We start from the raw sequence: 24,798 nt of genomic DNA, 5'->3' as shown, positions 1-24,798 counted from the left end.
CCGCATGCCCGGGATTTTGCTGGACATGGAGCGGTCTTCAAAAGCTTCGAAAAGACGCGCGCCACGCCGATTGCAGGGCAAGGCATAAGTATAAATCAGTTATAGAGACGGTCTCCCGCCAAGTTTGCAGGGGTGCTCGGAAATGTAAAGGCCCTACGCGGTCGCAGGGCCTTTACATTTTCCCGTTTCAGGGGCCTAGTACGGGTAATACGGACGATAGTAGCCGCGGGGATAGTAGTACACCGGAGCAGGATAGTAATAGCCAGGAGGAGGGTAGCGACGCACCATCAGCGGGCCACCTGCTGGAACGCCATATCCAAGACGCTGCAGCTCGGCTTGCGAGACCGTGACGACCGAGGCAGGCTGCACAATGCGGAAGTTCAGCACGGCTTCAGAGGGAATAAAGACGTCGCCCCGGCCCGAGGCAGCTGAAGCGCCCAAACCAACCGCACCGCCAACACCGGCACCGATGGCAGCACCCGCTCCCCCTCCGGCAACTGCCCCGAAGATGGCTCCAAGTGCGCCAAGACCCACCGTCGAATTGACTGTCTGGAGGGTTTTGTCGCCGCCGTGGGCGGTGAAGATGTCGGAGGTGATGGGAAAGGTCTGACCACCCAGGCTAATCTGGTTGAGTTGAAGGCCAAGTTCGCCACGTCCCTTGAGCGTTCCGGAGCTGGTCGCGTCAACGACTACGCCCTGCACGCTGGCTCCGCGGGGGATCGCGATCTGGCCACCGGCGACGATGTCGTGGACAATGATGGCCTGGAATGGCGTTCCGGCCTTGATGTCACGCGAGCTGAGGTGCTGGTTCACACGAACCTGCAGCACCGTACCGCTCGGTATTGTGACTGTCTGGCCGCCGACCTGTCCGTAGCCCGGCGCCTGCTGGTTGTAGCCGTTCTGCTGCGGCGGAGGAGCACCGTAGGGGCCGTTATAAGGAGCCCGGGCCGGTGGCGGATACTGTCCGGCCGCCTGCGTCTGAGGCGGGTACTGCGGTTGGCCGTTCGGGTAGCCGTACCCGGGCTGCGGGGTCGTGTTGGGCGGCTCTTGCGCGGTATTCTGCTGGCCGTTCGCCTGTTGACCATTTCCCTGCTGGTTCAAGGGACGGCCATAGGGATCGGTATCGGGGCCGTTCGGCGGTGGGACGTTGTCGTCACCGGGCTGACCGGGAGTTGCCTGCCCCATCTGCGGATTCTGTTGGGCGTTCGGCTGCTGACTGTTGTCTGCGGGGGCGTAAGTGCCGTCCGAGAGAAGAACGCGACCATCACCCGGATCCTGCTGATTCTGCGCGGTCGAGACCGGCGTTGTGCTGCCACCGAGGGTCAGTTCATCGACCACTTTCTTTACGTTTGGGGCGTTAGCAGCAAGTTGCTCGGCCTTCTGGCGCTGGGCTTCGGTCTGGACGGAACCGCTCAGCGTAACGGTACCGTAAACCGTCGTTGTGTTGATTCCTTGTGTGGCGAGTTCTGGTGCCGAAGCGAGGGCTTTGAGTACGCCTGCCTCAATCTGCGCGTCTGGAACCGCCTTCTGCGCGGAGCCGGCAGCGCTGAACGAAAGGACTCCGGCAAGAACCATGGGAGAAACAAACCGGGAAAAACAACTTTCGAGCTTCATGCAAAACCTCCGAAACCTGTACCTTGGACGCCGCCTGGTGCGTGTGCGTTTGTCCTGCTAGTGAAGACGCGAATTTTATAGAAAAGTTACGGTGGTCTTCCCATTGTCTTCGCTGTCGCGAGTTCGGGGGCCGCGTTGACTTCCATCTGCAGAAGCGCTATATTGTGAATGCGGGGTGGAGCAGCCCGGTAGCTCGTTGGGCTCATAACCCAAAGGTCGTAGGTTCAAATCCTACCCCCGCAACCAATCAAATCAATAAGTTACGAAAGTCTGGAAATGCTGACAGACTCCCATAAACTCCCAATAGCAAAAAGTGGAGTTTAGGCGCTCGCTTTCAACGGCTTGAGCACCATCTCTACCACCTTCCCATTCGCTTCCCGCTTCGATGACGACATTGCCTGTCCATAGACGTTCATCGTCGTCTGGATGGAAGCGTGTCGCATCAGCTCCTGCTGCACCTTCATCGGAGCTCCGGTCTCGTCCAGCCACGAACGATACGTGTGGCGGAACGTGTGCCAGCCGATGCCCCCGTACTTGCCGGAGTTCTTCACGCGCGTTTCGTGCAAAAGCATACGAACGCCGTTTCCGGTTTTCTGATCCTGGTTACACCAGACACCAGGTGCTGCCCCGCAGGTCGGACATGCCACCACACAGCAACCCGAGGGGCGAAGATGCCGCTTCTGGATCTCGGTGGGATAGTAGGGCCGGTTCGTTCTCGGGTTAGCAAAGACCCAGCCTTCTTCCGTGGCCACAGCTTGCGTGCTCCACTTGAGAACGATCTCGGTCAAGGACGGATGCAGAGGAACGTAGTCCTGGGAGTATTCGGTCTTGACGTCATCCACCCTGCCGTTCACAAAGCTACGCTGAACGAGAAGCTGGTTTTTGTCGAAATCGAAGTCGTCCCATTGAAGCGCCGCGATCTCGCTTACGCGAAGACCGAGACATTGGGCTATCTGTACCATCGTGCGCCACGGCTCTTGCAGTGTCGCAACGATGAGTTCGAACTCCTCCACAGTAAGCGAAGTCGGACGTTGCCGGCGCTTGCTGCCACCTTTCACGCGAACCAACGCAATCGGGTTTCGGCGCTCGTTGAAGAGTTCCCACCGCGTGGCGCACTCGAACATCAGGTGCATCACGCTACGGATGTGGGCCTTCGACTTCGGAGCCATAGAAAGGTTCTTCAACCAATCCTCGACCGCCATTGGCCGGATCTTTTCGAGCAGATAATCGCCCCATCTAGGCCTGAGGTAGTTCTTGATATTCGAGCGGTAAGACTTCGCCGTCGAATACCGTTCTGGCAGTTCTTCCTCAAGGTAGCGGTCGCATATCGCGCCGAACGTCACCACGGCCATGGACTGCTGTGGAGTTTCAGAGTTGAGTTTTAGGAGAAGAGCTTCAACCGCCCTTTGTGCGAGAGCTTTGGTACCGTACTTCTCGACCGAGCCCACGGTAGCAGTCCTCCGCTGCCGTGTGCCGTTCTCGATCGTTTCGTAGTACCGAAACTCCCAGGCGTCTGATCCCTTCGCCCGCTTCTTGCGTGTAAGACTTCCGAACTGGTAACGCGCTCGTGATATCAAGATTCCTCCTCGACTCACGGCACGAATGGCTGTTCTAAGGGTAGCCGAGAGCGGGCCGCTTTATCTGCGGAAAACATGGTTTTTCGGGAGGTTAGCCAGCTTGCTTCTGGTCGATCCAATGGTCGATTGCGGAGGCCCGGAAGCGCCAAAGCTTGCCCACCTGGACGCCTGTGATTTGGCCCCGAAGCACCATGCGCTGAAGGGTGCGGGGATGAACTCCGAGCAGGGCTGCTGCGGCATGACTATCCAGTAGGGCTTCCACGCCGGCCCGGCCAACGATGGGGAGCAGACGCTCAGATGTGGGTGGTTTTTTCTCGTCGAACATCCAGACCTCCTAGTACGTGAGTTGAAGGTGAAGGTTTTCGAGATCGAAGTCCAATGAGTTTCAAGACCTCGCTTATGCACCGGACGCATAAGTGCAGACTTTGACAGGCAGAAAGTTAAGGTCGGGCAGCGTCCGCAATGTCAATGGCGCGGGGGAATCAAAGTTGACAACAGCCTCACCGCCTGTGGAAAATGGTATTCCGGCGGTGGAAAACGTCGCCATTACTGCTGCTGGAATGTTGATCCCTATTTCAAAGAGATTGGGGACGGGCCATGCAGCAAAGGTTCAAAACAAGGCATTTGGAAGCGGTTATCACTTTGGCCGAGGAGATGCACTTCGGCCGCGCGGCTGAGCGAGTCGGCTTGTCTCAATCGGGCCTCTCCCGGTGCATTCAGAGCGCAGAACGCGAGGCGAACGCCAAGCTATTCGCGCGTGATCGACGTTCAATCGAAATCACAGACGCCGGCCGATCCTACGTGGAACACGCACGTATCTCTCTCGCGCATGGGGAAAGGGCAATTCGGTCGGCTAGAGAGACGAAGGACAGGGCCGGGCATTTTCTGGAGATCGGAAAGTCACCGGACGTGGACCCCGTCCTTGTAGAAGTTCTCTACTCCATCAGATTGCCCCTGTACTCTGACCTCGAAATCAGCATCCACAGTGAGCCGTCGTCCGATCTGGCACACGGGCTGATGAGCGCTGACCTTGATGTAGCGCTCATCACGCAGCCTGAGCGAAACGCAAAACTGACGATGACCAAGCTGGCGGAAACGCCGCTTCACGTAGTTCTGCCAAGAGAACACAGCCTCGCATCAAAGAGCGCAATCAAGCTGGCAGACCTTCGTGACGAGCGCTGGATCATCTACCAGCAGCGGACACATCCGTTGCTTTACGAGAGGATTATGAAACTGATGCGGGATGAGCATATCCATCCGAAGCATATTGACCGGATACTCTACCCGGACGAGGCGGAGCACTTGCTGATGGCTAGCCGTGGAGTTGCGCTACTGACCAAGGCGGGTGCCCTAAAACTCGATGGAAAGCGGCTTGTCGCCAAACCTCTGGAGGAGGAGGCGCTGTGCCTGGACGAGTGGATCGCTGCGCGCGGGGACGATAATTCAAGACTTGTTAGCGAGTTTGTTCGCGCATCTGTCACCCGTTCGACAATCGTCCTGCAACCATCGCAAATGATCCTGCCGATCGAGAAGAACGGCTCGCCGTCCGCAACGTGCTCATCGTCGTAGCTTGTTCAAAGCTCGTCGGGTGCGAAGAAGCTCATTGGCTTCTTATAGATTTTGCAGATAGCCCAGAGTTCTGCCACATCGATTGCTCGCTCCCCGGATTCGCACTTGTTCAGGTAGGAATGTGCCATACCTAACTTGAGGGAAACTTCCCGCTGTGTCAGGCCGGCCTCTTGCCGCGCAGAAATTAGTTTAGACAAGACTCCGGCATAGTAATCTCTCATCGCGGGACTGCGCCCCTTCCGAGATTTCCGAGCCTCCGGTTTCGCTTTTCCTGCCACATCTGAAGTGTGGTGAACGGTTGACCCGATCCCCTAATAAGGGACATGATGGATCGACCAAAGCGAGGCGAGAGCATGTCAGAGTCGAAGATGTTATTCCCGGAAGGTGTCGGCAAGTCGGTTGCCGAGGTGTCGGTTCTGGATGACCCTGAGTTTGGGAAAGAGGTCCTGCTGCGGTTCTCCGACGGGACGCAACTTTCAATTGCAGTAGGCGTCCGCCAGACCATCGACGCTCGGTATTGCCAGGAAGAACTGCCTGACACTCCTATTTCGCATAAACAAGCGAATTGAGCTGTTGAGTTTGGCCCTGCAGCGGGGTCAACTTGATGCGGAGGACGCCTGCTCCCACGCGAGGCGCAAAGCTGCGGCATCTAGTTCCTTGCGCGAATCGCTGAAATTGAAATCTCCGTAAGGGTGCGTCGTGCAGTGCAGGAGCGTTTCATGAGAACCAATTTTTGCCCGCGAGGTGCTGTCGCCGGAGACAGCCACTCCGAACGCCTTCAGGGAGACAAGAGCATTTGGGCCAAGTACCACGATTAGACGAGGCAACAAGGCTTCAACTTGGAATCGGAGAAATTCTTGGCAGAACGCGGCGAACTGCGGCGAGTTCTGCCAATCTCGCTTATCAAGCGCCTTCGTTCCGCTACCTAATCGAAGTCCAAGCACTGAGTTGGTAAAGAATGCACGGTCAGTGGGAAGATTCGCTCGTCGCACTCTGCTCTTGAGATTTTTCCAGGTGATTGGGTTTTCAAAGCTCTTCAAACGTAGGGACTCGTAGCTCCGCAAAGTTCCGAAGTCGTTTCCAAGGAACATCATCCCTTCTCGCCTGATCTTTTTGGAAGACTCGACCGAGAGTTCGCTATCTTCCCTCCACAGACCATCTCCACCCGGGAAAAAACCTTGCCCGGCAAGTCTGAATGGAAATGGACCTTGCCCCCCCGGATAGGCATGACCATCGAAGCGGCGTTGCGACTCCATTAGTTCAATCTGAGCCCAGAGCTCTCCAACCTCGATTGTGTTCGAATCAATTCCCATGTTTTTCAAAACCCGTCCACTTCACAATCTTCTCAGAGCTCTTGTGGATTGTTTTCGCCTATTATTCGCCTATAGTGGATTGCATGGGCGGCGAGCGGGGATCAACTTCAACGATGCGTATGGCAGGAAAAATCTGCTGTTTCTGCCGCTCCATCCTTGCCCCTCCTTATCCCGGAGAGGAGCGTGCATGTTCCCGATGTGAAGATCTCAAGACTGCCCGTCCGCTTTATATGCGCTTCGAGCGATGCTTGGGGTGGAGGGTGACATTCCGAGATTTGGGAGATCCCTCGCGGGAATTCCGGCAAATTACGTTCGCCGATTCAGACAAGATCGAGGCGCTGATCGCTCGCACTCCCACCCAAATGATCCTTGAGGTGCGCCAAGCCCTGGAACATGGCATCCGAGCCGGCGTGGGGGCGGTGAATCTGACCGTCACGCAAGATCAATACCGCAAGTTGCTTCAAATAAGAGTTCGGTAATCCCTACAACCACCGGTGTATCTGGTCACGTCCGTCATTTGACGCTCATGGCCTACTCACAATCTAAACGATTCGCCGGCAAACTTGCCGGCACTTTTCAATGGTTCTGTTGACAGTTCCAGAGATAGCTCTATAGTTGAAATTGCAAGCCATCAAGCGCAACAGCGGTGCTGACATGATCCGGTTCCAAACCAACGATTTCGACCAGACACTCGGCTTTCGGGCTGGTGACAAAGGTACGCATTCCAGCCGAACAATGATGTTCACAGAACTCGATGCGTTGATAAGAGTGGTTCCCGAGGGGGCCGCCAAGCAGGATTACGCGGACGCGGTCGTCTCACACAACTGCCTGCGAAAAGCGACTACCGCAACTCGGCGGTTAACACTCCAAAGGCTCACTGAGCTATATGGACTAGATCCAAAGTTGCCGATATTTCGCGTCCTCAGGCGTCTGTGGGACGCCGAGCCATCATCGGGACCGCTGCTCTCCCTCTTGACGGCTCTTGCAAGAGATCCATTGCTTCTGGCCACGGCGCAAGTTATCTTGCCGCTCAATGAAGGCGTTGAAATGCCTCGGAAGCTAATGACAGAGAGCTTGCGGTCGGCAGTCGGAACTCGCTTGAGTGACGCAACCTTGGACAAAGTAGTTCGGAATGCAGCCAGTTCGTGGAGTCAGGCCGGACATCTACGAGGGAGGACCTTTAAGGTCAGGGAAAAAGTCACGCCGACACCAAGACTCGTTGCTTTTGCCCTTTACCTCGGCACAGGCGCCGGACTCAGAGGCGACGATCTTTTGACATCTGGTTGGATCAAGACATTGGACTGTCCCCCGTCGCAAGCGCTTGACCTCGCGATCGAGGCGAAGAAGTTAGGTCTTCTTGATCTTCGAGTTGCGGGTGATGTCTTCGACCTTTCACTTAGTCGTCTTGATCCCCAGATTCCTGGAGGTAGAGCATGAGCCGCATTCAGAAGCTTGCAAAGATATATGGTCAGCATATTGCGACAAGCTGGCAAAGAACCATTGCTGACTCACAACGTGTCGTCATCATTGTGTACGACAAGGAACTTGAGCGTGACATTCTCGCTCACAAGGACGAATTTGAAATTGCGACTAGGCAGGCCAACCACAATTGGATCGAAGTCAACATCGCGCCAGCGTTTGCTGAATGGCTGTCCACCACCGAGTATCGAGATGCATACTTCGAATCTCCTGACGATTTGCAATTGAAGCTGGAATCGGAGTTCACAACATTTGTCGCAGCCAAAATCTGTGCTGCTCTGAACTCTCACGAAGCTGACGAAAACTCTGTGATTTCTGTCTATGGCGTCGGTGCTCTCTTCGCCTTCACTCGAATATCGCAGGTCTTAAAACTGGTTGAATCATCTATCCTCGGTCGCCTTGTCATCTTCTTTCCAGGGCAATACGAGCAAAACAATTATCGGCTGCTAGATGCGCGTGATGGATGGAACTACCTCGCTGTGCCAATCACCCTTGAAAGTGTAGGGCTCGCCTAATGCTACTTAAAGAAGTCTTGCTTCGCGATCCGTCTCGCAATCCACTAGCCAACAATGGTCAAGCTCGTATCCAGAATGAGGCTGCGGACGAAAAGATGATTGCACAGCTTCGTGGAGAGTTATCGTCTTTCGTCTGCAAAGGCCAATACGGCGATGGCATGTTGCGGATCTTAGAGTCATTTCTAAGAAGTCAATCACAGGCAAGCGTCAAAGCAGCTTGGGTCAGTGGCTTCTACGGCAGCGGCAAGTCCCACCTGCTCAAAATGCTATGCCACCTCTGGCAGAATACCGTATTCCCAGACGGTGCTACGGCACGAAGCCTTGTACCGGATCTCCCGGAAGAGATTCGGAACGCGCTACTTGAACTAGACATAGCTGGGCGCAAATCCGGTGGTCTATTAGCAGCAGCAGGAACCCTACCATCAGGGACTTCAGACCTTGTACGACAGTCAGTGCTTGCGATCCTATTCCGAGCCGTCGGATTGCCAGACCAGTATCAGCTAGCTCATTTTCAACTTTGGCTTGAGGAACAGGGATTCCTCGATCAAGTGAAAGGGGACGTTGAGGCTGCCGGCAAACAATGGCAGAAGGAGCTCGGCGATCTGTACGTCAGTCCGATCATTCGTGAGGCGCTGCTGAAGTGCGATCCAGATTTCGCCTCCAGCAAAGCTCAGGTTGGGGAAGCTCTCCGTAAGCAGTTTCCGCTTCGCAGCACCGACCTCACTTCGGCAGAATTTCTGGCTACATTTCAGCAAGTGCTGAGGCGCGCAGGTAAAGGCGGCAAGATTCCTTGCACGATCTTCATTCTTGATGAAGTTCAGCAGTATATCGGAACATCCGTGGATCGGTCCGTAACGATAACGGAAATCGCAGAGGTGTTGTCGAAGCAACTTGATAGTCAAGTCATGTTGGTTGCTGCTGGGCAGTCCGCACTAAGCGGTCAGGAACTTCTCGCTAAGATGCTGGATCGATTCCTAATCCTCGTGCAGCTTTCTGATACGGATGTCGAGGTTGTCACACGTGAAGTGCTGCTCCAGAAGCGTCCCGCCGCAAGAGCGGACGTAGAGAAGCTCTTAAGCCGTCACGCTGGTGAGGTCTCACGACAACTGCAAGGAACAAAGATTGGTGAACGAGCTACCGACCAAAAAACAATTGTCGACGACTATCCACTGCTGCCGGCGAGGCGCCGGTTTTGGGAAGAGTGTTTCCGCCAGGTCGACGCCGCCGGTACGCAAAGCCAGCTCCGCTCGCAATTGGGAATCATTCACGAATCTCTAGAAAAGCTTGCCGACAGATCCCTTGGCGCTGTGATTCCAGCGGATCAACTGTATTCGATCTTGGCATCGAAGCTCATCGGCACAGGTGTGCTGCCGAGAGGAATTTACGACCGCATCTCAGCACTATCGGATCGATTGGCGCAGAGAATCTGCGGCTTGATCTTTCTGATCGGCCAACTGAAGACTGAATCTAGCGCCGATATCGGAGTTCGTGCGACCGCAGAGCACATCGCTGATCTCCTCGTCGAAGACCTCACAGTCGATAACGGCAAGCTGCGCACAGATGTTGTAGCACAGCTCAAACAGCTAACTGACGATGGAATACTGATGCGTGTCGGAAGCGAATACCGTATCCAGACAGAGGAGGGGCGCGCCTGGGACGATGAGTTTCGCAAACGCGAGGCAAAGTTCAAGAACAACGCCGCCGACTTCGACGAGCAGCGAGACCAACTCCTTGCTGCCGAAGTGGATCAAGCCCTCAAAGGAATCAAGCTCATCCAGGGACAAGCAAAGGTCAGCCGGTCTCTGGTAACGTATCGCGGCCAAGACCACCCTCAGGTCAGCGGAGAAACGATTCCTGTTTGGATTCGCGACGGATTCTCTTCCACTGAAAAAGCGATGACGGATGCAGCTATCGCGGCTGGGATTGAGTCGCCAACCTTATACGTCTTCATTCCAAAGAAGTCGCGGGAAGAGTTGCTTGCTGCTATCGCGACGTATGAAGCTGCTCACCAGACGATTCAAGCCAAGGGCGCCCCTGCAACTCAAGAAGGCGAGTTGGCAAAGAGCGCGATGGAAAGTCGAAGGAAGTTGGCGGAAGGCGAGCGCAGTCGCCTCGTCGTCGAGATTGTCGGTGCAGCGAAGGTCTTCCAGGGCGGCGGGAATGAGGTCTTCGGGCTTGCTCTCGATGCAAAGCTGAAGTCTGCTGCTGAAGACTCACTGATTCGGCTATTCCCGCAGTTCGGCAAAGCGGATGCGCCATCCGCCGCCTGGGAAAATTGCATCAAGCGGGCGCGAGCCTCACACGAACAGCCCTTCCAGACCTTGAAGTACGAAGGGCCTATCGAGCAACATCCCGTCTGTCAGCAAGTACGTCAGACGATCGGCTCCGGGAAGACAGGTACTCAAGTTCGTAAGGAGCTTGAGTCCACACCGTTTGGATGGCCGCGCGATGCGGTCGATGCCGCCCTGATTGCTCTTCACAGCAGTCAGCAACTCATCGCAACTCTGAATGGGACGGCAGTTGAACGGGGACAACTCGATCAAAACCGAATCCCAAAGGCAGAGTTCCGTATCGAAAAAACCAGCATTTCGCTTGATGATCGACTGAAGCTCCGCAAGCTCTTCCAGTCTCTGGATGTTAAGTGCAGCTCGGGAGAAGAGAGCGAGAAAGCCTCCGAGTTCCTTCGTGCTGCGATTTCGTTAGCGGCTGAGGCTGGAGGCGATGCTCCGCTGCCGGCTAAGCCGTCGGTCAGCGATCTGCACGATATTCAAATTTTGGCTGGTAATGATCGGCTAGCGGCACTCCGTGATGTCACAGATACGTTGCCCTCCAAGATTGCCGATTGGAAAAAGGCAAAAAGCCTCATTGCTCAAAGAGAGCCCGCCTGGAACAGTGTGGGCCGTCTCGCCTCTCACGTCTCCAGTCTTCAGGCCGCAGATGGAGCGCTGAAACATATCGAAGCGATTCGAGTAGGTCGGCTGTTGCTAGATCCCACAGACCCCATTCCTCCGATCCGTTCCGAACTCACTGGCATCGCCCGGCAAGCACTTAACGACGCTTTCCAACTCCACGAAGCCGCATACGAGCACGGTATCGATCTATTGAATAGCAGTCCAGTTTGGGCGAAGCTCAGTGAACAGCAACGAGCACAGCTTCTTACGAGTCATGGCGTGACTTCTCCCACAAAGCCCGATACATCCAGCGACTCATCCATTCTTGGAGCTCTCGATGCACGGAATCTGACGGCACGGAGGGCAGAGGCCGATGCAGTTTCTGGGCGGGTTTCCAACGCGCTGAACGCTGCTGCGATTCTGATCGAACCGAAGGTTAAAGCCATCAGTGTCGAAAAAGCGATCCTGAAATCTGCGGACGAGGTAAAGCAATGGTCAGAGCGGCAACAAAAGGCGCTGCTCGAAGCAGTTGAGAAAGGTCCCGTTCAGGTCCAATAACCATGCCGAGTCTTTCCAAAGAACTGCGTCGCCTCTTAGAGAAGACCATCGCGGGTGAAAACGGGGCGCGTCACATTGCTGAATTGGGGGCCGAGCAGTCGCTACGGCGACTTGCGGTAGACCGTCACGAACCGCACACCTCACTGATCCCTGAAGAACGCACCCTCCGAACGCAACTTCGTGCTCATGGCCGCCAGCTCGGCGACAAACGAGACCTGCAGCGTGGATCCCAATCGATCAATCACCTGACACAGGCGGTCGCATACGAACATTGGCACCGATTGCTGTTTGCCCGTTACCTGGCAGAGAATGACCTGCTCATGCATCCGGAACACGGAGTGGCCCTTTCACTTAACGAAGTCAAGGAAGTAGCGCTGGGGCTGGGGCGCGATTGGATTGACCTGGCTTCTGAATATGCTCAACGAATGCTGCTGCGTGAAGTCTTTCGTTCCGATGATCCGGCCCTCAAGGTCCCACTATCACCCGAGCGGCGGTCGGAATTGGAAAAGAAGCTCAACTCCCTACCGAGGGAAATCTTCCTTGCAGACGACAGCTTGGGTTGGGTTTATCAATTCTGGCAGAAAGATGCAAAGGATCAGGTGAACAAGGCGGAGGTTAAGATCGGCGCAGATGAACTGTCACCGGTCACTCAACTTTTCACTGAGGACTATATGGTCCTCTTCCTCTTAGAGAACTCACTTGGCGCGTGGTGGACCGCGCGCCGCGGCAAGCCGGATTTAGCTGGACATCAATGGAAATATCTCCGCCTCAACGAAGACGGGTCTCCTGCAGCAGGGAATTTTAATGCTTGGCCGAAGACCGCAAGAGAACTAAGGCTTCTAGATCCGTGCATGGGTAGTGGACACTTTCTTACGTTTGCTCTGCCAATGTTGGCGCGTATGCGCGCCGAAGAAGAGTCTTTGTCCCTCCCGGAATCCATCTTTGCCGTATTGCGTGACAACATCTTTGGGCTGGAACTCGATCCTCGGTGCAGCCAAATCGCAGCCTTCAACCTTGCTTTGACCGCTTGGAAGCTCAATCGTACTCACTTCGAATTGCCGCCCCTAAATGTCGCGTGTTCAGGACTCGGAGTCAACGCCAAGGAGGAGGATTGGATAACACTCGCCGGCGATGATGGGTCTGCGGGGGAGGCCATGCGTAGGCTCTATTCACTTTTTAAAGATGCTCCCACGCTAGGGAGTTTGATTGATCCACTCCGCCTTAAGGCGAATGTCTTTTCTGCGGGTGCAGATAGGGTCCTGTCACTGCTGGAAAAGGCATTAACGAGCGAGAGTGCCACAGAGGACGCGCGAGAACTAGCGATCGCAGCACAGGGTGTCCTCGCCGCATTCCGCATTCTCTCCAGCGAATTCTCACTCGTCGCCACTAACGTTCCTTATCTCGGGCGTGGCAGACAATCGTCGCTGCTCGCGCAATACTGCGCGGAGTTTCATTCAGATGCAAAACCCGACCTTGCAACATGTTTTGTAGACCGGTGCGTCAGGTTTTGCAGTGAAGGAGGATCGGTGGCACTCGTTACACCCCAAAACTGGCTCTCCTTGACAAGCTATACCAAGCTACGTGAACGGCTGCTAACGAACACAGAATGGAATGTAATAGCACGACAAGGAGCTCGCGCATTTGAAACGATCACGGGTGAAATTGTCAGTGTGTCTCTTATAGGCCTCACGCGGACCCGACCCACACCCTCACACACCATTGCTGTGTGGGATGCTTCGGACGAAATGACGCCTTCGGACAAGGCTATGAGACTTACTTCGTCCGGTGCGGCTTTCCTCTTACAGGGAGACCAGCTAAGAAACCCTGACCACAGACTCATGTTGAACGAGGAACCTTCTCTCAACGGCACGTTCCATCTCTATGTGGACAGCTATCAAGGTGCAGTGACCGGAGATTTGGAACGTTTCACCGTTTTTCACTGGGAAGTCACAGACCTAATGAGGACTTGGGAGCCCTTTAGGACCGCAGTAAGTAGCTCGGGCGCTGACGATGGACTGATATGTGCTATTCGCTGGGAGGACGGCAGCGGAGACTTGTCTGTATACGCACGCGAAACAAGAGATCAGCTTCATGACATGCACGAAAGCGGACAGAGAGCATGGAGGCATGCAGGAATAGCGGTCAATAGGGTGAAAGGGCTCTACGCCAGCGCATATGAAGGATTCAAATTCGACAATAACGTCGCGGTACTCATCCCCAAGGATCCCTCTCTGCTCCTGCCCATCATGTGCTTCTGTCAATCCGAAGAGTTTGTTCGTTCAGTAAGAAGCCTTGATCAGACACTAAAAGTCACGAATCAGACTCTGCGAAAGGTCTCATTCGATCCAATCTACTGGAGGAACGTCGCCTCCGAGAAGTATCCTGACGGCTCCCCGTTCCGTCAGAGCGAAGATCCCACTCACTGGCTCTTTCGGGGCCATCCCGAAGGTTCTCGAGATCCGTTGCAAGTTGCCGTTGCGCGGCTTGTAGGCTATCGCTGGCCGAGACAGAGAGGTTTCAACTTTCCGGCGTACCCAAGTGTCGATTCAGATGGTCTGGAAGATTATGCCTCAAAGGACGGGATCGTTTGTCTAGCTTCTGTCGCCGGCGAAGAAGGTGCTGCGTTGCGACTTCGCTCGCTTCTCCAGGCTGCTCTGGGTGAGAGCTACAGCCTGGCCGCTTTACTCAAGAACAGCAAGGCAAAGACTCTTGAAGGATGGTTGCGTGATGAGTTTTTTGATGAGCATTGCAAAACCTTCTACCAGGTCCCATTCATATGGCACATATGGGACGGAATAAAGGACGGCTTCCACGCTTTGGTCAACTACCACATGCTCGACCGCAAGGGTCTTGAGAAATTGATCTACTCCTACCTAGGTGATTGGATATCTCGTCAGAAGCAAGACGTCCACAACGGTGTTGAGGGTGGCGATACTCGCCTTGCGGCCGCAGACCACCTCCAAAGTGAACTTAAGAAGATTCTCCAAGGAGAGAGTCCATATGACATCTTCGTTCGCTGGAAGCCCTTGGATAAGCAGGCGATTGGATGGGTGCCGGACCTGAATGATGGTGTACGGATGAACATTCGGCCTTGGATCACTCAAGCGACGTTATACAAGTCTCTCAAACCCGGAATTCTCCGCGTGACGCCAAAGATCAAGTACACAAAGGATCGCGGCAGAGAACCGAAAAGGAGTCTTCAGAGCTTCCCGTGGTTCCAAGATTCGACAGAAAGAATAAACGATTATCACCTCTCGCTTGCCGACAAGCAGCAGGCCTTGGAGCAGAAATGAACCTTCTTGAGAAACTTAGGGAATCACTCAAAAAGTGTCTTAGGGTGCCGGAAGGTCAAGTTGCTCCTGTTGCGATTATCTGGACCGACGCAACCGGGGAGTGGCTCGCGTTGGCCCCCCGCCTGCTTGCGGAGATTCCAGAATTCTTCGTCTACGGGGACTATCAGCCAGAGACAAGAACCGGTCCGGCCATCTGGTTGAAGTGCATCGTTGATCGGATGCTGCCAGAGGCACCACCGAATGGCACAACCCCCATTCTGTATCTTCCAAATGTGAGTCGTCAGACCTTGCGTGCGGCAGTCGATTGCCCTCCGCAACTCGCACCCTTGATCGAGCTTCAATACCGGGGGCGTGTTTGGCACCAATCGAATGGACGGGACTGGACCGTCCCGGCGTTCCTGACATCAGCAGAAGGTATGAGTCTCGACGTTGCACAAGACAAGCGCACGGAGGAGGCTCTCGGGCGTGCGCTTACGCTTCTCGCCGATGCCGACCTGAAGGGTTTCGCCGGGCGGCGACTCGATGCTGACGACTTCGACCGGCTCTCCGTCGCCGATCCGATCCGCGACTTGCTCCAATGGCTCAATTCACCGGAATTATTTGAACAAAGCCAGGCCGCACGGTGGGAGGCTTTTCGAAACCGCTGCCGCGCTGAGTTCCACATTGACCCCAATGACGGGCCTGAACCGGCAGTCAGAGGGATAGCCGAAGCTCGCCACGAGTTTGACTCCGTTTGGCATAGGTTTTGCGATACGCCTTCCGCATATCCTGGTGTGACCAAATTGCTCCGTTCGCCGGCAAGTCTGGCGATTGATGCCTCTCGAAACCCAGCAATCAATGCCTCCTACGAGGCGGAATTGAAGAAGGCCATTCAGGCCCTGGGCTCCTTGGAGCACAAGGCGGCGTCTCAAAAAGTTTTTGCTCTCGAAGAAGAGCATAAGGATCGGCGACAGTGGGTTTGGGCGCGCACCGAACAAAGCCCTTGGGCGATGTCGCTGGAGCCGCTTGTGACGCTTTCGAAGCTGAGCCAGCTTCCAATCGGCGGGGCGTCGGTAGATGCCGCCGCCACCGCTTATGCGTCTGGAGGATACCGCTGCGATGAGGCAGCGTTAGACGCGCTGTCGAGATTCCGCGAGACCACACCAGAGTCCGTAATCATGAAGAAAGCGGTACGGGCGCTTTACGAGCCTTGGCTCGACTCTTCAGCTCGGCATTTTCAAGGTTTGGTACAGAAGGCCGGCAAGATAACCTCGGCACCAATTGTTGGAGACCGCGACGTATGCGTTCTGTTCGTAGACGGACTACGTTTTGATGTCGGAGCGGGCTTGGCAGCCGAACTAGAGCAGCGCGGCTACATCATTAAGCAGGGCTTTCGTCTATCCACGCTCCCAACGGTCACCGCGACCGCGAAGCCCGCAATTATGAAAGTCGCAGGTGAGTTTCTCGGAGAATCTAGTGAAGACTTCGCTCCGACGCTCGGTGTAAAAACGGCTTCGGCTCCGGTCCTACGCGCAGCAATGGCACAAACAGGTGTCGAGATCCTCGCTGGATCAGAGAAGCTCTTTCCGAGCGGGACGGAACGCGGGGGATGGGCGGAGTTTGGTCAAATCGACCATTACGGACACGAACATCCCGATGATCTTGCGAGACGCGTCAAGACGGAGATATTCAACGTCGCGGACCGGGTTGTGCAATTACTGGATGCCGGCTGGAAGCAAGTCCGCATCGTGACAGACCATGGCTGGCTTCTCATGCCCGACGCACTACCTAAGGTAGACCTGCCTGCTTTCTTGGCCGAAACAAAGTGGTCCCGTTGTGCTGTTGTGAAGGGCGAGGCTGCGGTTCCATCCTACCCGTGGCAATGGAATTCCGAAGTGCGAATTGCATCTCCTCCAGGCGTGGCGTGCTTTCGATCCGGAGAGAAATATACACATGGCGGAGTCAGTCTTCAGGAATGCGTTGTGCCCGATATTCTCGTGACTGCAGGCGGTAAGGTAACCTCGGCGTCCATCGTCTCAATCGACTGGCGCGGAATGCGCTGCAAGATCAAGGTGGAATCGAATGATTCGTCCGTCGTTGTGGACCTGAGAACAAATTGGAAGCAGCCGGCTTCCAGCATTGTGGCGACCACTAAAAAGATTGGCGGTAGCGGCGAAGTCAATTTGGTTGTAGTTGACGATCAGCACGAAGGCGCGGCAGCTATGGTCGTTTTGCTCGATACGTCCGGGTCGATCCTCGATCAGAAGACAACGTCAGTAGGAGAAAAAGCATGAGCTTAGAAATGGATGCGCTCGACCGACTTGCTGCGTCTGCGTATGACGGCTTCCTCGTTCGGAAAGACCTAGTGAGGAAGTATTCTCGCCAATACCCCGTCCCGACCTACGTCGTAGAGTTCTTGCTCGGGCGCTATTGTGCCAGTACAGATGAACAGGAAATCAAAGAGGGCTTGGCAATCGTTGAGAAGCAACTCCAGGATCGGACTGTTCGCACAGGCGAAGAGGAACTCTTCAAGGCGCGCGCAAAGGAGCAAGGGTCGATCAAGCTGATCGATATCGTTAAGGCCAAGCTGGATACAAAAAACGATTGCTATATCGCGGAGCTTCCAAGTCTCGCTCTTCGAGACGTTCGTATTGGTGACGAGCTCGTGCGCGACAACGAACGGATGCTGACTGACGGATTCTATGCGGAAGTGAGCCTTTCGTATGATGGAATCGTCGCGCAAGAAAATGCCGGCAGACCGTTTCGGATCGACAGTCTACGGCCGATTCAGATGTCAAAGTCTGACGTGCTTGACGTCCTTGGAGGAGGACGTGAGAAGTTTACGACGGAAGAATGGAAAGACTTGCTGATTCGTTCCATCGGGATTGAACCAGCCTCCCTCTCAGAGCGCGCTCGCCGGCTAGCTATTTTGCGGATGGTGCCATTCGTCGAGCGGAATTACAACTTCGTTGAACTTGGTCCTCGTGGAACCGGAAAGAGTCACCTCTTCCAGCAAATATCGCCTTATGCCCATTTGATCTCCGGCGGCAAGGCTACCGTGGCAAAAATGTTTGTGAACAACGCAAGCGGTCAGCGCGGTCTTGTTTGCCAATACGATGTGGTTTGCTTCGATGAAGTCTCCGGTATCTCCTTCGATCAGAAAGATGGCGTGAACATCATGAAGGGGTACATGGCCTCAAGCCAATTCAGTAGGGGGAAAGAAAACATCCGTGCCGAAGGTGGCATTGTGATGGTCGGCAATTTTGATGTTGATGTCGAACAACAACAGAGAGTTGGTCATCTGCTGAGCCCCCTCCCTCCAGAGATGCGAAACGACACCGCTTTTATGGACAGGCTTCATGCTTATGGTGCAGGCTGGGACTTCCCAAAAGTTAGCCCCGCTGAGCACCTCACCGATCACTTCGGAATGGTCAGCGACTTCTTGAGTGAATGTTGGTCGAGACTGCGGTCTCAGAACAGGTCCAGCGTTTTACAGGGGCGAGTGTTTTTGGGCGGGGCGCTAAGCGGACGTGATATAGAAGCTGTGTCGAAAACGACTAGCGGCTTGGTCAAGCTACTCTTTCCGCAGCCAGACATGCCGGTACCGGATGTTGACCTGGAATGGATTATCAGGTTGGCACTCGAGTCTCGGCGGCGCGTCAAGGAACAGCAAAAGCGATGCTTTAAGAGTGAATTCCGTAACACGCACTTTAGCTACACCATGGGCCTAGAAGGTTTGGAGCAGTTTGTCGCGACACCCGAACTCCATAGTGACGAAGCAATCGAAAGTGACCCGCTTCCACCCGGGCAGGTATGGGCGTCAAGCATCGGTACTCCAGAATCTGGCCCAGGCCTTTACAGGATTGAGGTCACCTCTGGGAATGGGAGCGGAGTGAAGATTCTGAATCAGGCATCTTCCCCCTTATTCAAAGAGAGTGTACGGGTCGGTGAGCAGAACCTATATCAACGCGCGAAGGAATTGGTCGGAGATCGAGATCCGCGACAACACGAGTTCTCCATCCAATCTCGGGCTATGGACGCGGACAAGTCGGGCGGAGGGTTGGGCCTCCCAGTCTTAGTAGCATTGTGCGGTTCGCTACTGGGGAAAAACACGCGGGGAGGAACAATCATCGTCGGAGGATTGAGCTTGGGCGGTTCTGTGGACATGATTCCGAACGCGACCCGTATCGCAGAACTTGCGGTTGACAAGCAAGCGCAGACTCTACTGATGCCTGTTTCAGCTCGCCGACAATTGAATGATCTTCCCGATGATATTTGGACCCGCATAAGCATCGAGTTCTATAAGGATGCTTCCGACGCAGTCTTCAAGGCACTCGTTGAGTGAAACATCGTTGCCTTCAAATTAGTCCTGCACCTTCTATTCGAGATAAGGAACGACGGACCAGAACTGCTATGGAAACCGGTATCTGCGGCCGAAGGAGTTTCACTGCCCCGCAGACAAAGGAGCGAGATGCAAGATGTGGAAGTACAGCGCTGGGCTGGTGAAGGAAGTACACGCGCATTTGGATGGGTATTAGTGGGGATCGCCGAGGCATTGCGCCTCGACGGACCATTCCGGTGTCCCGAGTGTCAGAAGCGAGTACGAATACACCGCTCATCTGAAGACGGCTCCAACCCTGCCCATGCTGAACATCAAGTCGGCAGTAAGACCTGTTCCCGATCTTCCTATTACCAGTAGATCGTAGGCGCGCTAAAAGTCGCCCCAAGTGACGAATCAGTCGTCGGACGCGCCGGACAAAGTATGATGTTGCTCCGGACACTCTAGGATGAAGACCACGACTCTCCCGCAAGAACTTGAACCGGGGCGAAGACATACTTGAAGCATTCGATGCTATCGCATCTGCGGCTATGAAGGAACGATCTCAAGCTTGCGTCTCAAGCCTTATGACAATCGTGAAGTGGCGCACTCTTGATTACATGGAAAGGAGAGACGTTGTTTTCTGCGAATCCAGATGATGACCTCGGGCCTCTACCCCAGTCGGACGACAATGCTCGCCTTCAAAGAGAGAGCTTCAAGTCTCTAGCGAAAGTGCTGGCTGGGCAGGATCTCTTTGTTTTCCGTGACGAGCGGATTGAGGATTTCGGAGCCGATGGCTCGTTTGAATTGAACATTGCCGGGAGGATGACCAACTTCCGATCGCATATTCAGGTGAAAGCAAAAGGAAACGTCGAAGCGACAAAGAAAGGCTACGTTTCCTTTTCAATCGAATCATCAAATCTCAACTATCTGCTTAACGGCACGTGTCCCATGTATCTGCTATGGGACGAAGCGCGGGATGAGTTCTGGCAGGTCTGGGCTCAGGATGAAAATCAACGTCTAATGTCCGAGAATCCACACTGGCGTCAGCAGCGGTCGGTCACGTTACAGTTTGCCGACAAATTTGAGCCATCTACCTTTCCTGTCATCCAAGATCGCATCCTCAAGACGGGACGTATGTTCCGAAAGATTCAGGATTCTCTCGCAAGAGCTACCGAGGACGAGCAGGTCGTTTTTAGGATCAATGCCGACTCGCTCGACGTGACTGAAAGGGGAACAGCAACAAGTCTTTTACTGACTAGCGGCTCCGCGATTGTGGCTGCTGGTTATCCCAAACGGGTTATCGAGCTTATGAAGCTCGCGGACCCCGCGATCAAAGCATTACCGAGAATGCAACTTATTCGCGGCTATGCCGAATACATGATCGGGAGCCATTGGGAAGCGATCAGCCACCTTCGCCGAGCAATGACGAAGAGCAGCGAACTATCCTCTCAGGACAACCAGTTCCTCGATAATCTCAAGGACGCGAGTGAGTTCCATGTGGGCATTATCGACAGCATTACCTATGAGAACCGGATTAGTGAGAGAGCCAAAAGCCTCAGCGGCCTTGAGGCACTGCAGTCTGAGCAGGAGGCCATCTACTATCGGTGTGTTCGCACGACTGACCCAAATGAACGGACCGAACTCGCTCGACAGCTTCGATCTGTCACAGAAAGAATTCTGAACGATTCAGGTGCGATCTCCCAATCGAAGCTCAATGCGAAGTTGCTGCTACTTTTCGTAGAAGGCGTGGAAGCAAATCTGCAGGCATCGAAGAAGCAATTTGCTGCTGAGATTCGCAACAGCCTCTTCCCAGATGATCTTTCCGGCATAGTTGAAAATTTGGACGCGAGACGCAAACTTCATTCCCAGTGGGAGGGGCGAGCCTCGGACGCCCTTCGAGAAGCCTACATGCTTAATCACCCCTTATTGATCTTCCAAGCTCTGCATGTGTCGTTGCGCATTCAGATGGGCCGTATCTACGAAGATCGCTTCGAATCGATACACAAAAACCAGGCATTCGTTCTTGAGCCGAGGCGGAAAGCCGCTATCGAACGTATGCTCGACGAGGCATCGGCGATTGTGCGTGCGAGTGGATCGGATGAAAGTAAGCTCCGCCTCGATCAGTCTCGGCTCGACTTCCTTGAAGTACAAGGAGAATATGAAACGGCGCGTGGCCTTGCCGAAGAAGTCTTCACTCTGGCCTCGGCGATGGGATTCGACCCAATTGCGCGTCAAGCCCAAGAGATATTGGATGGCAGTACTCTGTTGACCCGCTTCGAAGAACAAGCGCGTAGGGAGGATGAGGTCGACACGGACGTCAGCCGCGCGGAAGATACCGACGAAGAGCTGGCGAGATACGCTGGGCATTTGTATGAAACGCTGCCGTCGCCTCCTGCCAGATATGACATCGTTTTGGAGCATGTGCGCGTGCTTCGCCAGATGTCCCGCGAACGCGTGCACTGGTGTCGGTATCTCGTGATGATCGAGGACTTGTCGAAGTCTAAGGATCGCAGGATTGCCTTTAGCGAACTGCCGTCGCGCCGTTGTCGGTGTGAAAAGTTCAAATGGGAGTCAACGAGCGAATCCGTTGCTTCAGACCGCGTTATTCGCGATTTCAAGACTGAGTATTGCGAGAGTTGCAAGGCCAGGGAGCCGAAGAACCGTAGCGGATCAAAATAAGCCAGCAGAACTCGACAGTGCTGGCTCAGCAATACAAGCCCTAGCTCCATGAGAGATTTGATCATGAGTGATTTCGACATTCAGTTGAAGCTAGGGCGAGCGCAAACTCACATAGACGAGTTTCGGACGAAGGCGGCTATCATCCGCAATGGCTACTGCGTCATCAAGCCTGAAGAAGATCAGGAACGGCAGATGACTGTTATGCGCATAAACATTACTCCCAAAGCTTCTGATGAACTTCGTCTGATCGCAGGTGACGCGTTATTCAACATGCGAGCGGCGCTCGACTACATCGTGACTCGTGCCGTTCTTTCGAATCCACCTAATACCCCCAGCCGTACAAACCAATTCCCCATCGCCCAGGATGCCAAGTCATTTCGCAATATCGAAGCAAGACAGCTTGCTGGCGTACCCGACAGAATGCGTGCCATCCTTGAGAAATTTCAGCCCTATCACCCCGGCAACGAGCCCCTCACCATTCTGAGCAAGCTCCACAATCCTGACAAGCATCGAAGCCTCAACCTGACGGCAGTGGTTGCGGACTCCAGTCACCTTGTGGCCAGAGGAGGAGCCAATCCATTCGCATTGGTCTCCGATATACCGCTATGCGACGGTGGAATATTTGGGAACATTGGCATCCCTTGGGATCTCCCGGAAGAATTCGCTTCTGTTCGAACCCGCACGAAGAACACAAGCATCGAAGGTAAATGCACACAGTTCGTGGGGTTCTCTGATCTCTTCGATCCCGAAGAGGAGGAAGAAGGTTATGAGGGCGCCGACACCACCTTGGAGCGCATACTGAACTACATAGAGCGGAAGGTGTTGCCTGGTGTTCAGCCGTATTTGAACTCGCAGTGATTCGAGTCGGCACTGACGCAAAAGACGAGCCTCTTTGCAGGCGACGGCTCGCCTTCGGTTCTACTGCCTAGCGCTCACCGAAAATTCGCCTGCCGACTCCGTTATGTCTAGTACTACCGGTTGCAGCAAAGGCCTGTGATTGGAATCCATCAGCGTGATCTCGGCCTTGCTGGGATAGCCATCGTTCAGCTCCAGATCCCGGTCGCGCAACCTTCCGGCAGCGTCTTGTGCCTTCCACATTACGAGAGGCTTCGTTGTCTTGCCTCCCCGACACACAATTACCGACCCACCGCGGCCGTTCGGGATGAGATCGAACGTGTCGTCTGGATGACCAAGCCACTGGGCACCAGAAAAGCCGGTGCCAATCTCTTTGCCCTTGCGGTCGAAGAGCTTTAGATGGGCTCGCACGCCATGTACAGACGCTACATCCCCACCGTAGACGGCTTCATTCCTGAAGCGAGCGATCAGACCAACAATGTCACCCGTACTCACGCCTTCCACCTCACTGAAGGAGTGCTTCCCGTCCGTCCGGTCACTGTATCCGGGGCCGGAATACCTGAGCTTTACGACCTCCGCATTCAAGAAGACGATGTTGTGATTCGCTTTCTTCTGCGGAGTCAAATTGTTCGACGGCGCGGTCGTCATCCTGCGCCGGTTGTTATTCCAGGTGATCAGGAAGTGTTCCTCTTCCGTCTTCGCTCCCCATTGGAAGCGGACCGCAACCGGGTAGGAGACCTCCGGCTTGTTCAGGTGTTGCGCGTCTTTCACAAACGACATCATCACGAATGAAGGTTTGTTGACGTGCCTCGGTACCCCGTCGTCGTTCGTCACAACGTGAAAGTGAACCTTTGCGTCCGGTTTCGTTGGCCCGATGAATGGAACGGCCTCGAAATGCAAAGATACCTGGTTGAATCCTTCGAAGCGGATCGGGGCGATTTGTAGTTTTAGGGCGGCATCACCGCCCAGATGGTGCAACGTAAAGACATCTCCGCTCCATTGGTTGGAGTGGCCCTCGATTGCCGACAGCATGATCTGAGGCCGGGCTCCACTGGTCTGCGTTGGCGGCTGCTCCGTCAGGAGCTTGGCTTCGGTGGCCGCAAGAGATGCGGGCTTCGCGCTGTCGGATGGCGGAACTTGGCGAATGCTGAAAGGGCCATTGGAACTTAGGATGGCGTACGGCCTCTGCGCCGCTTGAATCTTCGTGTTCTCACGGATATAAGCAGGAACTGCGAGCGCAAGATAATTCTTCAACGAATCACCCGTGATCCACCTGTCTCGATCCAAGGCGCCTTCAGCATCTCCCTGAAGCGCCTGCATCAGGTGGTACGTCCAGATACCGTGCATGAGGGCATCGCTGGGATAGGCCTTCTCATTGGGAGAGCAGGCGAAGAACGCGGCAGCATGGTCGGTGGATTGCACCAGAGCTTCGAACTCCATGGGCGTAAGATCGCTGACCATGTCTCTCGCCTGTTCAACACTGGTTTTGAGATCGGCTGCGCACGCGTCGATGAAAACGAGGCTTTTGATGCCTTGCTGCTCCTTGAGTGGCTTCAGGAGGACTTCTTCCAGAGAGACAGTCGTTCCAGCCAAATTGCTGGGGTGGGTGTCCCAGGTGGTCAGACGATTGCTTCCGTTCGCGTAGAAGCCGTGACCGGCGTAGAAGAAAATGAATCGATCGCCGGGAGACAGTTGGTGGCGGATCGTGTAGGTAAGATCATTTTCAAACGAAGACCTCGTAGCGTCGGAATCGAGCCAAAGGGAGATGTTCTCGGCGGGCACTCCAAAGTGTTGAACGAGAACATCCTTCATCGCAGCCGCATCCGCTTGGGCAAACTGGACCGAGCTGATGCCTTGCTTCTGATAAGTTTCGATTCCGATCAAGACGGCGTATGTCGTGCCCACTGAAGTAGATCCTCTCTAAGCTCTGCATTTCTCCATCTCTCTATTTTAGAGTGCCGACACGAAGCATTCCGAGGCGCAGAGAGTCTGGCAGGTTTCAGACCAAATGATGAGGATTTTTGCCTCGCAGAGCCCAAGCAGCACAGGCGAAACTTGCAGGAGGGGGGACGATCCTGCATGGCTGGATGGCTGAAGAGGATACCGACTCCTCGGCAGTTATCGTGTCTCACGGGTCGTGAGGCATTTCGATCAT

17 protein-coding genes and 1 tRNA gene are annotated in these 24,798 nt (G+C 54.6%); 12 read left to right on the top strand and 6 right to left on the bottom strand.

The window, feature by feature from the left end:
• Window positions 1-195: 195 nt before the first annotated feature.
• Window positions 196-1,614 carry a BON domain-containing protein gene (locus tag BM400_RS13415; RefSeq protein WP_089839632.1) on the bottom strand — a complete coding sequence of 473 codons (1,419 nt, stop codon included), beginning with the start codon at window positions 1,612-1,614 and terminating at the stop codon, window positions 196-198.
• Between the two features lie 169 nt (window positions 1,615-1,783).
• On the opposite strand from BM400_RS13415, the gene BM400_RS13410 reads away from it, so the two are divergent.
• Window positions 1,784-1,860 (top strand) — tRNA-Met (locus BM400_RS13410).
• Window positions 1,861-1,934: 74 nt separating this feature from the next.
• Here the strand turns inward: BM400_RS13410 and BM400_RS13405 are convergent.
• Both BM400_RS13405 and BM400_RS13400 read right to left on the bottom strand, forming a co-directional pair.
• The gene (locus BM400_RS13405) at window positions 1,935-3,062 is read right to left on the bottom strand and encodes a tyrosine-type recombinase/integrase (protein WP_089839631.1); all 1,128 of its coding nucleotides are present in this window, start codon (window positions 3,060-3,062) and stop codon (window positions 1,935-1,937) included.
• Between the two features lie 220 nt (window positions 3,063-3,282).
• On the bottom strand, window positions 3,283-3,516 hold the full coding sequence (locus tag BM400_RS13400; protein ID WP_089839630.1) for a helix-turn-helix domain-containing protein: 234 nt from the start codon (window positions 3,514-3,516) through the stop codon (window positions 3,283-3,285).
• A gap of 272 nt (window positions 3,517-3,788) precedes the next feature.
• On the opposite strand from BM400_RS13400, the gene BM400_RS13395 reads away from it, so the two are divergent.
• Window positions 3,789-4,760: a LysR family transcriptional regulator gene (locus BM400_RS13395; RefSeq protein ID WP_089839629.1), complete on the top strand. Its 972-nt coding sequence runs from the start codon at window positions 3,789-3,791 to the stop codon at window positions 4,758-4,760.
• A gap of 5 nt (window positions 4,761-4,765) precedes the next feature.
• Here the strand turns inward: BM400_RS13395 and BM400_RS22990 are convergent, their stop codons facing one another.
• A complete protein-coding gene (locus BM400_RS22990; RefSeq protein WP_217644113.1) occupies window positions 4,766-4,981 on the bottom strand; it encodes a helix-turn-helix domain-containing protein in 216 nt (71 codons plus the stop codon).
• Between the two features lie 132 nt (window positions 4,982-5,113).
• On the opposite strand from BM400_RS22990, the gene BM400_RS13385 reads away from it, so the two are divergent.
• Window positions 5,114-5,329: a hypothetical protein gene (locus BM400_RS13385; protein ID WP_089839628.1), complete on the top strand. Its 216-nt coding sequence runs from the start codon at window positions 5,114-5,116 to the stop codon at window positions 5,327-5,329.
• A 27-nt stretch (window positions 5,330-5,356) separates the two neighbouring features.
• Here BM400_RS13385 and BM400_RS13380 read toward each other — a convergent pair whose 3' ends face one another.
• On the bottom strand, window positions 5,357-6,073 hold the full coding sequence (locus BM400_RS13380) for a hypothetical protein (RefSeq protein WP_089839627.1): 717 nt from the start codon (window positions 6,071-6,073) through the stop codon (window positions 5,357-5,359).
• Window positions 6,074-6,156: 83 nt separating this feature from the next.
• Between BM400_RS13380 and BM400_RS13375 the strand changes: the two genes are divergently transcribed.
• From BM400_RS13375 to BM400_RS13335, 9 genes are all read left to right on the top strand, one after another.
• Window positions 6,157-6,552 (top strand): hypothetical protein, encoded by a 396-nt coding sequence (locus BM400_RS13375; RefSeq protein ID WP_175529026.1) that lies wholly within the window; start codon window positions 6,157-6,159, stop codon window positions 6,550-6,552.
• A 136-nt stretch (window positions 6,553-6,688) separates the two neighbouring features.
• Window positions 6,689-7,510, top strand: coding sequence for a hypothetical protein (locus BM400_RS13370; RefSeq protein ID WP_141223924.1), 822 nt, complete (start codon window positions 6,689-6,691; stop codon window positions 7,508-7,510).
• Window positions 7,507-8,067, top strand: a complete 561-nt coding sequence (locus BM400_RS13365; RefSeq protein WP_089839624.1) for a BREX protein BrxB domain-containing protein — start codon at window positions 7,507-7,509, stop codon at window positions 8,065-8,067. Before BM400_RS13370 ends, BM400_RS13365 begins: the two co-directional genes overlap by 4 nt.
• Window positions 8,067-11,516, top strand: a complete 3,450-nt coding sequence (gene brxC, locus BM400_RS13360; RefSeq protein ID WP_089839623.1) for a BREX system P-loop protein BrxC — start codon at window positions 8,067-8,069, stop codon at window positions 11,514-11,516. Before BM400_RS13365 ends, brxC begins: the two co-directional genes overlap by 1 nt.
• A 2-nt stretch (window positions 11,517-11,518) precedes the next feature.
• Window positions 11,519-14,809: an Eco57I restriction-modification methylase domain-containing protein gene (locus tag BM400_RS13355; protein WP_089839622.1), complete on the top strand. Its 3,291-nt coding sequence runs from the start codon at window positions 11,519-11,521 to the stop codon at window positions 14,807-14,809.
• Window positions 14,806-17,082, top strand: coding sequence for a BREX-1 system phosphatase PglZ type B (pglZ, locus tag BM400_RS13350; RefSeq protein ID WP_089839621.1), 2,277 nt, complete (start codon window positions 14,806-14,808; stop codon window positions 17,080-17,082). The genes BM400_RS13355 and pglZ overlap by 4 nt, the downstream gene beginning before the upstream one ends.
• The gene (brxL, locus tag BM400_RS13345; protein ID WP_089839620.1) at window positions 17,079-19,133 is read left to right on the top strand and encodes a BREX system Lon protease-like protein BrxL; all 2,055 of its coding nucleotides are present in this window, start codon (window positions 17,079-17,081) and stop codon (window positions 19,131-19,133) included. Before pglZ ends, brxL begins: the two co-directional genes overlap by 4 nt.
• A 609-nt stretch (window positions 19,134-19,742) precedes the next feature.
• Window positions 19,743-21,788, top strand: coding sequence for a DUF4365 domain-containing protein (locus BM400_RS13340; RefSeq protein ID WP_175529025.1), 2,046 nt, complete (start codon window positions 19,743-19,745; stop codon window positions 21,786-21,788).
• A gap of 63 nt (window positions 21,789-21,851) precedes the next feature.
• The gene (locus BM400_RS13335; RefSeq protein WP_141223923.1) at window positions 21,852-22,646 is read left to right on the top strand and encodes a hypothetical protein; all 795 of its coding nucleotides are present in this window, start codon (window positions 21,852-21,854) and stop codon (window positions 22,644-22,646) included.
• A gap of 60 nt (window positions 22,647-22,706) precedes the next feature.
• Here the strand turns inward: BM400_RS13335 and BM400_RS13330 are convergent, their stop codons facing one another.
• Window positions 22,707-24,548, bottom strand: a complete 1,842-nt coding sequence (locus BM400_RS13330) for a caspase family protein (protein WP_089839617.1) — start codon at window positions 24,546-24,548, stop codon at window positions 22,707-22,709.
• Window positions 24,549-24,798: the final 250 nt, after the last annotated feature.

The sequence above is a fragment of the Granulicella pectinivorans genome (assembly GCF_900114625.1).
In the GTDB taxonomy this organism is placed as follows: domain Bacteria; phylum Acidobacteriota; class Terriglobia; order Terriglobales; family Acidobacteriaceae; genus Edaphobacter; species Edaphobacter pectinivorans.
Note: the sequence above shows the minus strand (reverse complement) of the source record. Positions and strands in the feature narration are given on the sequence as shown.